The organism is Enterobacter sp. HMSC16D10 (genome assembly GCF_001807145.1).
Classification (GTDB): domain Bacteria; phylum Pseudomonadota; class Gammaproteobacteria; order Enterobacterales; family Enterobacteriaceae; genus Enterobacter; species Enterobacter roggenkampii.
In genome coordinates, this window is the sequence record NZ_KV787896.1 from 124,145 (window position 1) to 134,496 (window position 10,352).

The 10,352-nt window shown below is 59.4% G+C and carries 9 protein-coding genes and 1 pseudogene; 5 read left to right on the plus strand and 5 right to left on the minus strand.

Annotated features, from left to right (window positions below; translation table 11 throughout):
• Nucleotides 1-31: 31 nt before the first annotated feature.
• Nucleotides 32-1,242 (plus strand): annotated as a pseudogene (locus HMPREF3143_RS17595) (MFS transporter).
• Here HMPREF3143_RS17595 and mtfA read toward each other — a convergent pair.
• Nucleotides 1,239-2,036, minus strand: a complete 798-nt coding sequence (mtfA, locus tag HMPREF3143_RS17600) for a DgsA anti-repressor MtfA (RefSeq protein ID WP_023325586.1) — start codon at nt 2,034-2,036, stop codon at nt 1,239-1,241. The pseudogene HMPREF3143_RS17595 and the gene mtfA overlap by 4 nt on opposite strands.
• A gap of 216 nt (nt 2,037-2,252) precedes the next feature.
• Between mtfA and HMPREF3143_RS25095 the strand changes: the two genes are divergently transcribed.
• The 3 genes from HMPREF3143_RS25095 (at nt 2,253) to HMPREF3143_RS17610 (ending at nt 4,919) form a co-directional block, all read left to right on the plus strand.
• Complete coding sequence (locus HMPREF3143_RS25095) at nt 2,253-2,399, plus strand: DUF2256 domain-containing protein (protein WP_071789110.1); 147 nt, start codon at nt 2,253-2,255, stop codon at nt 2,397-2,399.
• A complete protein-coding gene (locus HMPREF3143_RS17605; protein WP_139145876.1) occupies nt 2,396-3,925 on the plus strand; it encodes a cryptochrome/photolyase family protein in 1,530 nt (509 codons plus the stop codon). The genes HMPREF3143_RS25095 and HMPREF3143_RS17605 overlap by 4 nt, the downstream gene beginning before the upstream one ends.
• A gap of 94 nt (nt 3,926-4,019) precedes the next feature.
• Complete coding sequence (locus HMPREF3143_RS17610; protein ID WP_025913330.1) at nt 4,020-4,919, plus strand: L-proline-binding transcription factor PsrA; 900 nt, start codon at nt 4,020-4,022, stop codon at nt 4,917-4,919.
• Here the strand turns inward: HMPREF3143_RS17610 and HMPREF3143_RS17615 are convergent.
• The 3 genes from HMPREF3143_RS17615 to HMPREF3143_RS17625 all read right to left on the minus strand — a co-directional run bounded on the left by HMPREF3143_RS17615 (nt 4,894) and on the right by HMPREF3143_RS17625 (nt 8,571).
• Nucleotides 4,894-5,682, minus strand: coding sequence for a substrate-binding domain-containing protein (locus HMPREF3143_RS17615; RefSeq protein WP_070533869.1), 789 nt, complete (start codon nt 5,680-5,682; stop codon nt 4,894-4,896). The two genes, HMPREF3143_RS17610 and HMPREF3143_RS17615, sit on opposite strands and share 26 nt — an antisense overlap.
• Complete coding sequence (locus HMPREF3143_RS17620; protein ID WP_023293862.1) at nt 5,679-6,992, minus strand: MFS transporter; 1,314 nt, start codon at nt 6,990-6,992, stop codon at nt 5,679-5,681. Before HMPREF3143_RS17620 ends, HMPREF3143_RS17615 begins: the two co-directional genes overlap by 4 nt.
• Nucleotides 6,993-7,272: 280 nt before the next feature.
• Nucleotides 7,273-8,571: a serine hydrolase domain-containing protein gene (locus HMPREF3143_RS17625; RefSeq protein ID WP_070533871.1), complete on the minus strand. Its 1,299-nt coding sequence runs from the start codon at nt 8,569-8,571 to the stop codon at nt 7,273-7,275.
• Between the two features lie 106 nt (nt 8,572-8,677).
• Here HMPREF3143_RS17625 and HMPREF3143_RS17630 point away from each other — a divergent pair, with 106 nt between their 5' ends.
• A complete protein-coding gene (locus tag HMPREF3143_RS17630; protein WP_023325582.1) occupies nt 8,678-9,571 on the plus strand; it encodes a LysR family transcriptional regulator in 894 nt (297 codons plus the stop codon).
• Here HMPREF3143_RS17630 and HMPREF3143_RS26345 read toward each other — a convergent pair.
• Nucleotides 9,560-10,352 (minus strand): FumA C-terminus/TtdB family hydratase beta subunit (locus tag HMPREF3143_RS26345; protein WP_254668439.1); only part of this gene is annotated, 793 nt, incomplete at its 5' end. The two genes, HMPREF3143_RS17630 and HMPREF3143_RS26345, sit on opposite strands and share 12 nt — an antisense overlap.

Here is a 10,352-nt window from a genome sequence, read left to right on the forward strand (position 1 = left end):
ACACATTTATTGACACTATGTTCACATTCTTATGCGCGCTGACTCTGAAACCTTGACGGAAAACGTCACTTCAAAAGCTAACTGGCCCCTGGCGCTATCTGCGGGGTTACTCGGCATCGGGCAAAACGGCTTGCTGGTGATGCTCCCGCAGCTGGTCACCCTGACCGGGCTGTCACTCTCGGTCTGGGCCGGGCTGTTGATGTTCGGATCGATGCTCTTTTTACCGGCCTCGCCCTGGTGGGGGCGTCAGAGCGAGCGGAAGGGGTGTAAGTCCGTCATGCTGGCCTCGCTAAGCGGCTATCTGGCGAGTTTCGTCGTGATGGCGCTGGTGGTCTGGGCGATGGCGGCCGGAAGGCTGGATGCAGTCTGGGGGCTGGCGGGGCTTATTTTCTCGCGCCTGCTCTACGGACTGACGGTCTCGGGGCTGGTGCCTGCGGCCCAGACGTGGGCGATTCAGCGTGCGGGGCTGGAGAAAAGAATGGCGGCGCTGGCGACGATAAGCTCCGGCCTCAGCTGCGGGCGTTTGCTCGGCCCGCCGCTGGCGGCGCTGATGCTCAGCGTTAATCCGGTGGCACCGCTCTGGCTGATGGCGGTTGCGCCGCTTATCGCCCTGCTGCTGGTGCTTCGCGAAGTCGCTGACCCGCCGCTGCCGCCGGTAGCCCACCAGGCAACCCGCCTGCAGGCCTCCATGCTGCCGTTCCTGCTGCTGGCGCTGCTGCTGGCGGCGCTGGTGAGCCTGATGCAGATTGGCCTGTCACCGCATCTTAGCCCGTTGCTGGACGGTAACGCCCGGGAGATCAGCCATCATGTCGCGCTCCTGCTGAGCCTGGCCGCGCTGGCCACGCTCGCGGCACAGTTTCTGGTGGTCCGCCCGCAGCATTTCAGCCCGGTGACATTGCTTTGCATCGCGGCGGTGCTGATGGTGGCCGGGCTTGGGCTGATGGCTGTCGCCGGTTTAGCGCTGTTCTACGTGGGGATTGTTACCACGTCACTCGGGGCGGCGATGGCCACGCCGGGCTACCAGCTGCTGCTGAACGATCGGCTAACCACGGGGAAGGGGCGGGCGTCATCGCCACCAGCCACACGTTAGGCTACGGCGTCAGCGCGCTGATGGTGCCGGTCGTGACGCGCTTTTACGGGGAGCAGTCTTTAACGGTGGCCGCGTGGGGAATGGCATTGCTGTTTTTAGCCCTGAGCATAGGGGTATGGTCAACCGAGCGTACCCCTGCTGAAAAAGCTTAATGGACCTGGCGGGACGAATGCCCGCCGGACGCTTCATTCTGCCGCAGGCGCTGTAGCGGATCCTGCTGATAAAACTGGCAGAAACGTTGCCAGAGGGCCGGGAAACGGGGCGCGAAGAGCTCGGGCGCGCTGAAGAAGTACTCGGAGAGCACCGCAAAGCACTCAGCCGGGTCGGTTGCCGCATAGGCGTCAATGCTGGCCGCGCTTTCGCCCACCAGGTCTATTTCATCCTGGATGTTATCCATCGCCGCGTGCAGGTCGTGCTCCCAGCCCGCCACTTCGCGAAGCGGGATCCGCGGGACGCCGCTGGCGCGATCGCCGTTGCGGGTATCCAGCTTGTGCGCCACTTCATGGATAATCAGATTAAAACCGGAGGCGTCGAACGAGTCCTGAATATCGAGCCAGTTGAGGATAATCGGCCCTTGCTGCCAGCTTTGTCCGGACTGCACCACGCGCTGGTTATGCACCAGCCCAATATCGTCCTGCCATTCGTCATCCACCACGAACGGCGCAGGATAGATAAGCACTTCGTGGAAACCGTCCAGCCACTCAATGCCGAGTTCAAGCACCGGCAGACAGAAAAGCAGCGCGATGCGGGCGTTTTTCAGGGGATCGAGTTCAAACCCCTGCAGCGGCACCAGGCGCTTTTGCTGTAAAAAACGATCCGCCAGCTGAACCAGTTTCGATTGTTCATCCGGGTTTAGATTAGCCAGAACAGGGATCGTCAGGGCGTCATCCCATGGCAGCGCCACATCCCGGCCAGCCTCATTCGTTTTCCAGGGCCACTTTATCATCGCTTTGCTCGCAAACTCGTCACTTGAACAAAAATGGGAAAGTCAGATTCGGTTAAGATGCCAGAATATCGCCTGCTGCGACAAATCCAGCCTGAATAAACTATCATTTCGTACGTAGCGGTGGGTAGCGGTTTGCGGGCATCACCTTCATTTTGTGAAGTCTGTCGTAGCCTTTATCCGCAGGTGGCGTGAATAAATCAGTACGGTATTGAAAAGATGAGCGATTTCAAAGGTAACAAGCAGGACCTGCCCAGTCGACTGTGCGTGCACTGCCAGCGGCCCATGACGTGGCGCAAGAAATGGGCGAAATGCTGGAATGAGGTTAAATACTGTTCTGAGCGCTGTCGCAGGAGCCACCATTGACCGAGCTACGTCTGATCCTGGGCGATCAGCTTAATCCGCATCACAGCTGGTTTGATACCTGCAGTCCGAACATCATTTACGTGATGCTGGAACTCCGGGCAGAAACCGCCTATGTGCTTCATCACGCCCAGAAAGTTATCGCTATCTTCGCCGCCATGCGCGCGTTTGCCTCTGCATTAAAGGAGAAGGGGCATCGGGTGAGGTATGTCCGGCTCTCTGATGACTCAAACCGCGGCGCGCTGGAAGACAATCTCAACGCGCTTGTCGCGCATTACGGCGCGGGCAGGGTGATATGGCAGGAGCCCGACGAATGGCGTCTTGATGCGCAGCTGCAGGCGTGGGCGAAGACGGTCTCCGTTGAAACGGCCTGCGTCAGCAGCGAGCATTTCTTCACCACTCGGGAACAGGTCAGCGCGTTTTTTGCGTCGCGCAAAAGCTGGCGAATGGAATACTTTTACCGGGAAATGCGCCGTCGGCACGGCGTCCTGTTGACGTCAGCAGGCGAGCCGGAAGGGGGGAAATGGAATTTCGATGCTGAAAACCGCAAGCGCTGGTCCGGCGAGCCTCCCGCGCCGGGGGACGCGCGTCCTTGCCACGATCGTTCCGCCTTATGGGCGGAGATCCAACGCTGCGGCGTAAAGACCTTCGGCGAACCGCAGGCCGACAATTTTCGCTGGCCGCTCAACCGTTCTGAAGCCAAAGCCAGGCTGGATGAATTTATCACGCACGTGCTCCCGCAGTTTGGAAACTGGCAGGACGCGATGCACACGGAGGAACCTTTTCTTTTCCATTCGTTAATTTCATTTGCGCTGAACACAAAGATGCTTAATCCGCGGGAAGTGGTTGCTGCCGCCCAGCAGGCGTGGCGTTTGGGCCACGCGCCGCTGCCTGCCGTCGAAGGGTTTATCCGGCAAATTCTCGGCTGGCGGGAGTATGTGCGCGGGATCTACTGGGCGCAGATGCCCGGCTATCGGGAACTGAATGCCTTAGACCAGCACGCCCCGCTGCCGGACTGGTTCTGGACGGGCAAGACGCAGATGCGCTGCCTGGCGCATGCCGTTGGGCAGTCGCTCACCGAGGCTTACGCCCACCATATCCAGCGCCTGATGGTCATTGGAAACTTTAGCCTGCTCAGCGGCCTGTCGCCGCAGGCGGTTCATGAATGGTATCTGGGCGTCTATATTGACGCCTTTGAGTGGGTGGAACTGCCCAATACCCTCGGCATGAGCCAGTTTGGCGATGGCGGGTTGCTGGCCAGTAAACCCTACGTCTCAAGCGCGTCATATATTCATAAGATGAGTAATTACTGTCAGGGGTGCCGGTATCAGCACAACCAGCGTACCGGAGAGCAGGCCTGCCCCTTCAATGCCCTTTACTGGGACTTCTTTGCGCGCAATCAGGCGCGTCTCGGCAACAATCCCCGCCTGGGCATTGTCTTTAAACAGCTTGCGGACATGACGGAAGAGGATCGGCAGGCCATTACCGACCGCGCCGGGTACGTCCGCCTGCATCTCAACGACCTCTGATCGGCATTTCAACGCCAGGCCGGTTGCGGCAGGTCAATAAGACGCTATTATTTTTGACTTTGTTGCGTATTCCCTGACAGGACATCCAGACGCCATGCCCGTGAATTTTGACCTTAACGATCTTTATGCTTTCAGAGCGTTAGTGGAATACGGTAACTTCCGTGTCGCCGCTGAATCTATCTGCTTATCCCAGTCGGCGCTGAGCCGCAGGATTGAAAAGCTGGAAGCCGCGCTGGGAAACAGGCTGTTCGATCGCACCACCCGCCGCGTGGCGCTGACGCTCTACGGACAAAACTTTGCCGAGCGCTCCGCGCAGCTGCTCGACAGCGTGGAGTCAATGCTGGCGGATGTCGATAAGGCCAGCGAAGAGCGGACGGGGCTGATCGCGGTTGCCGCGGTCCCTTCCGCGGCCTGTTACTTTATGCCCGACGTGATCCGGCGTTTTCAGTCCCGCTATCCGCGCGTTCGCATCAAGCTCATCGACAGCAGCGCGGGGAATGTGATTGACGCCGTGGCCCGCAGCCAGGCGGATTTCGGCATCTGCTTCGCAGGAAACCTGCCGTCTGAAATCGAATTTTTCCCGCTGGTGGAGGATGTCTACGTCGCGGCGTGCCGAAAGGATCACCCCGTGGCGCAGAAGAGTCACCTGACGTGGCAGGCGTTTTACCAGCAGGATTATATCTCCCTCGATAAAACGTCAGGTAACCGTAACCTGCTCGATCGGATGCTGGGGGATATAGTTCCCGGGCGCCCCAGCGTCTGCGAAACGCGTCACGTCACCACGATGCTCGGTATGGTAGAGGCGGGGATTGGCATCGCTGCCGTTCCCGCCATGTCAATGCCGACCTCTGAGCACACGCTGTTGACGCATCTGCCGCTGGTGGCGCCGGAAGTGAAACGCACCGTTGGGCTTATCCGGCGCCGGGGGCGCATCCAGTCTTACATTGCGGCTGAACTGGAAAAGCAGATCACCGAGCAGTATCGCCGGACGTAACGGGGATCATCCCCGTCTTCTCGATGACGGCGCGTGAGGGCGGTGAGGCGAGATAGGATAACAGCGCTTTCCCCTCGTCAGGATGTTCAGCGTGACGAGTGACCGCACCCGCGAAGCGCGTGATGTATTGCACATTGTCAGGGATTTTCCCGACAAAGGTGACGCCCTGAACCGGCAACAACTCGCTAACCTGCTGGAAACCGACGGCGTATTTTCCTTTAGCCACTTCCGACGCGACCGGAATGCGCTCGACCATTGTCGCTTTATCGGCGACCTCCTTTTCAATGCCCAGCTTTTTGAACAGCCCCTGGCTGACGTAGCTGCCGCTGGCGCTATCAGAGTAGGCGATGGAGCTGGCCTGCAGCAGCGTTTCACGCAGTTTCGCGTCGCTGCTGATATCCGGTATATCCGCTCCTTTTTTTACCACCATGCCAACGGGAGAGTCCGCAAGTTCCGTTCGCGAACCCGGCCGGGTCTGGCTGACCTTTTCGAGCTTCTCCAGCGCATCACCCACCATAATCACCACGTCGGCCTTCTCGCCGCGCGCGAGCCGGTTTGGGATCGCCTGCGGCGTATTGCCCATTGAGGGGCCGGGGATGACCACAATTTTATCTCCGGTCTGACGTTCATACTCCGGCGCCAGCTTTTCCAGGGCGGCTTTGAAACCGCCGGAAATCATGACCTTCACGTCCTGCGCGCAGGCGCTCGCGCTCAGGAACATCAGCACCAGCGCGCTGGCGGTATAGCGAGACGTGCGTTTCATGCGGCCCCCTGTGACTTGACGGTATTTTGCAGCGACATCGCACGACGGCGGTAGAGGTAGAGCGTTGCCAGCAGGGCACATACCGCAGCGAAGCTCATCCAGTAGCCCGGCGAGGCTTTGTCACCGGTGTATTCAATCAGCGCGGTGGACATCACCGGGGTAAAGCCACCGAACACCGCCGTTGCCAGGCTGTAAGCCAGAGAGAACCCTGCTACGCGGACTTCAGCAGGCATAATTTCCGTCAGCGCCGGGATCATCGCGCCGTTATAGAGGCCGTAGAGGAAGGAGAGCCACAGCAGCACGCTCAGCATCATCGAGAAGCTGGGCGCGTTCGCCAGCAGCGTCAGGGCCGGGTAGCTGGTCGCCAGCGCCAGCAGGGTCATGGCAATCAGCACCGGCTTGCGGCCAAAACGGTCCGACAGGGCACCACCCACCGGCAGCCAGACGAAGTTAGAGATCGCCACCAGCAGCGTGACCAGCAGGCTGTCTGACGCGCTCAGCATCAGCACCTTTTTGCCAAAGGTGGGCGCATAAACGGTGATCAGATAAAAGGCCGTGGTGGTCATCGCCACCATCAGCATGCCCGCGACCACCACCTGCCAGTTCGCGAGCAGCGTTTTAAAGACCTGACGCATCTCCAGGTGATGGCGGCGCGCGCTGAACTCTTCCGTCTCCTCCAGCTTGCGGCGCAGGAAAAAGATAAACGGCACGATTAAACAGCCGAACAGGAACGGGATGCGCCAGCCCCATTCGCGGATGGCGCTCTCTTCCAGCACCGCGTTCAGCGCAAAGCCCATTGCGGCGGCGACCATAATGGCGACCTGCTGGCTACCGGACTGCCAGCTGGTGTAAAACCCCTTGCGGCCCGGCGTGGCGATTTCAGCCAGATAGACCGACACGCCCCCAAGCTCCGCGCCGGCGGAAAAGCCCTGCAGCAGACGGCCCGTCAGCACCAGCAGCGGCGCCCAAAGCCCAATACTTTGATAAGACGGGATCAGCACGATCAGGAAGGTCCCTGCCGCCATAATGGAAAGCGTTACTATTAGCCCTTTGCGGCGGCCAACCTTGTCAATATAAGCCCCCAGCACAATGGCGCCGATTGGACGCATCAAAAAGCCCGCGCCGAAGACGGCGAAGGTCATCATCAGCGACGCAAATTCACTGCTCGCCGGGAAGAACGTGTGGGCGATGTAGGTGGCATAGAAGCCGAACAGAAAGAAATCGAATTGCTCAAGAAAGTTGCCGGACGTGACGCGAAGTATCGCGCCCGCCTTCGAACGTACGGTTGCAGGTGAGGTTGAGGAAAACATGGTTATCTCCAGTTTATTGTTGACGTTTTACGCGTCTGTTTCTGAAAACTGGATCAGGATGAGGAATTAGATAAGCGCAAATGCCGCATCGACTGATGCATTTCTTGCATGAATATAATCCGGCGAATAAATACAATTAATGGCAACAATAACTTAACAAAATGTTGGCTTTTTATTCACCAATATTCTGTAAGTCTCTGATATTGCGATTTTGTGATGTGGCGCAGAGGCGCGTTTCAGAATGAGCCGGGTAACCGCGTCATTACCCGGCGGAGGCCATTTAGCGCAGCGCCCTGGCAATCGCGCTAAACATCAGAGAGGCTTCCAGCGGCTGGGCGCTGAAGGACGGTTCCGCCTGCGGCCAGGTAGACCACTGGACGATGACCAGATTTTCCTTCGGGTTCACCACGATCATCTGTCCGAAAATGCCCAGCGCCCAGAGCGAACCTTTCAGCGAATCCTTTGCCGTCGGCTCTACGCCCGCGGCGTTGGCGGGCACTTCATTGTTCCACCACTGATAGCCGTACAGCCCCTCGGGATGGGCGTCAGAGACCGAGCCTTTGGCCTTCGTCCAGCCTGACGACTGCCGGATCCAGTTTTCCGGCAGGATGGTCTTACCGTTCGGTAACGTACCGTTGTTCAGGATAAATTGCCCGAAGCGTCCCCAGTCCTCCAGCGTGGCGTTAAAGCCGTGCGCGCCGACGTCGTGCTGGCCTTTGCTGTAGGCATGCCACACGCCGTCGCTCGCCATGCCGTAAGGCTGCCAGATGCTTTTCTCCAGATAGGCTGCGAGCCTCATGCCGGTGGCCCGCTCCAGCACGTCACCCAGCAGCCAGGCGCCGCCCGAAGAGTAAGACCAGTTCTCTCCGGCCGGGTGCGCCCTGCGTAACCCCTTCACCAGCTTGCGCACGCAGTCATAGGTACCCGGCTTCGCCTCGCACTCGGTGAGCTGCGCAAAGTCGGATTTAGGGTTGGTGTAATCCTCGTTCCAGGCCACGCCGGAGGTATGGGTGATCAGCTGCTTAAGCGTCACGCCGTCCCACGCGGTGCCTTTCAGGTCGGGTTCATACCGCGTGATCCGATCGTCGAGCGAGTGAATTTTTCCCTCTTTGAGGGCCACGCCCACCAGCGCCGATACCACCGATTTCCCAACCGAGCGCGAGGTCCAGAGCGTCGAGTCGGTATTGCCCTCTCCAAGATACTTCCAGGCGATTTTGCCGTCCTTCAGCACCAGCATGCCGCTGACGTTCTGCCGCTGGAGGTAGTCCTGAATGCCGTAGCGCCTGCCGTTGACCTGATAGTGTGCGTTCGTGAGCGGCTTGTCCGACATTTCCAGCGGCACAGCGTTACCGTGGCGGAAAACATCCCCGGTGTAGTTGCGGTAGTCATTGCGAAAGCCCACCACCCGATCGGCCTGACTCCAGGTGAGCATCTTATGGGTGTCAGGCAGCGTGGTGTCGAAGGGGGCAGGGCAGGCGCTGAGGTCGGTGCCTTTACAGGCCGCCACTGCCGCAGGGGAGATCAGGGTGCTGAAGACAAGGCCCGCCAGCAGGGCATGGTTTACTTTTCTGTTTTTCATATCCATCTCTTACAGGTTAAGAACGGCTTCAGTTTAAAAACCCCGGGGCTATAATAAAAAACGCGTAGTGGGGGAAAATCCCCCTAAAAAACAGAGGGAGCGTAGCGTGGCGGGACTGATTTACTCTTTTGCACAGCTCGAGGCATTTACCGCCGTGGCCGAGAATGGGAGCCTCAGTAAAGCCGCGGTGGCGCTGAAGAAGGACCGCACGACGCTTCGCGATCTGGTTGATTTTCTTGAGGATGGGTTGGGCTACGCGCTGTTTATTCGCGACGGCCGCACCCTGCGGCTCACGCCCGAAGGGGAACAGCTTCAGCGCCAGGCGCACCTCCTGATGCGGCAGGTAAAAGCCTTTGAGGCGTTTGCCAGAGAGGTGCCGCACGGTGCCACGCAGGACCTGACGCTGGTCTACGATCCTTTTACGCCCAGAGCCTTTCTGCACGGGGTGATTGCTGAAATGGCGGTGCGAAAAATCCGCCTCAGCCTTATCTGCGCCTCGCGGGATGAATCGGAACGGCTGCTGGCGAATAACGACGCGGATCTGGCCATCTGCCAGGCGCGCAACCGCAGCGTGGGCAACGACATGGAGTGGCGTGCCCTGGGGGCCATCGAGATGGATTTTTATGCCGCCAGCGGGCTGTTTGCGGACAGTGCTTCCCCTCTGTCGCTGCTCGATCTCTCCCTGGTACCTCAGCTCGTCATGCACCCCGCCTCGGACGAGCCGGTGGCGCGCCGCCTGCAGATTTCGGGGCATACCCTCTTTACCAATGAGCCGGAGATGCTGCGCGGTCTGCTGGAGCGCGGCTGCGGCTGGGGATTCTTACCGACGCATTTTCACGCCGGGCAGTGGCAAAACGTAAAAAGGCTGCACACCGAAGTGGGCAGCCAGGGGATTGGTCAGACGATGGTCACCATCTGGAAGCCGGGGAGCGACAAGCGCAGCACAATCGCTGAAACGCTGTCGCTCTTGCCGGACGTATGGAAGCAATCAGCGCTGTGAACAGCCTTTACACTGCTGGTTCTGGATCTGCTGGAAGAAATCGTTGCCTTTGTCATCCACCAGGATAAACGCCGGGAAGTTCTCGACCTCGATCTTCCAGATAGCTTCCATGCCCAGCTCAGGATACGCCACGCACTCCAGGCTCTTGATGCTGTTTTGCGCCAGCACCGCCGCCGGGCCGCCGATGCTGCCCAGGTAGAAGCCGCCGTGCTTATGGCAGGCGTCCGTCACCTGCTGGCTGCGGTTGCCTTTCGCCAGCATGATCATGCTCGCGCCGTGGGACTGCAGTAGGTCTACGTACGAATCCATGCGCCCTGCCGTGGTTGGGCCGAGGGAGCCAGACGCGTAGCCTTCCGGCGTTTTGGCCGGGCCCGCGTAGTAGATCGGGTGATCTTTGACGTACTGCGGCAGTTCCTCACCGTTGTCGATTAGCTCTTTCAGCTTCGCGTGGGCGATGTCGCGCGCCACGATGATGGTCCCGTTCAGCGACAGGCGGGTAGAGACCGGGTGCGCGGAAAGCTGCGCCAGGATCTCATTCATCGGCTTGTTCAGATCGATGCTGACCACGTCGCCTTCACCCTGCTGGCGCAGTGATTCAGGAATGTACTGGCCCGGGTTGTGCTCCAGCTTCTCAATCCAGATCCCGTCGCGGTTGATTTTCGCTTTGATATTGCGGTCCGCGGAGCAGGAGACTCCCATGCCGATAGGGCAGGAGGCGCCGTGGCGCGGCAGGCGGATCACGCGGATGTCGTGGGCGAAGTATTTACCGCCAAACTGCGCG

What these genes read in the sequence shown, in the direction of transcription:
- HMPREF3143_RS17620 (WP_023293862.1), bottom strand. Translation starts at nt 6,992, where the DNA reads ATGTTTTCCTCAACCTCACCTGCAACCGTACGTTCGAAGGCGGGCGCG.
- HMPREF3143_RS25095 (WP_071789110.1), top strand. Translation starts at nt 2,253, where the DNA reads ATGAGCGATTTCAAAGGTAACAAGCAGGACCTGCCCAGTCGACTGTGC.
- HMPREF3143_RS17610 (WP_025913330.1), top strand. Translation starts at nt 4,020, where the DNA reads ATGCCCGTGAATTTTGACCTTAACGATCTTTATGCTTTCAGAGCGTTA.
- HMPREF3143_RS17625 (WP_070533871.1), bottom strand. Translation starts at nt 8,571, where the DNA reads ATGAAAAACAGAAAAGTAAACCATGCCCTGCTGGCGGGCCTTGTCTTC.
- HMPREF3143_RS17615 (WP_070533869.1), bottom strand. Translation starts at nt 5,682, where the DNA reads ATGAAACGCACGTCTCGCTATACCGCCAGCGCGCTGGTGCTGATGTTC.
- mtfA (WP_023325586.1), bottom strand. Translation starts at nt 2,036, where the DNA reads ATGATAAAGTGGCCCTGGAAAACGAATGAGGCTGGCCGGGATGTGGCG.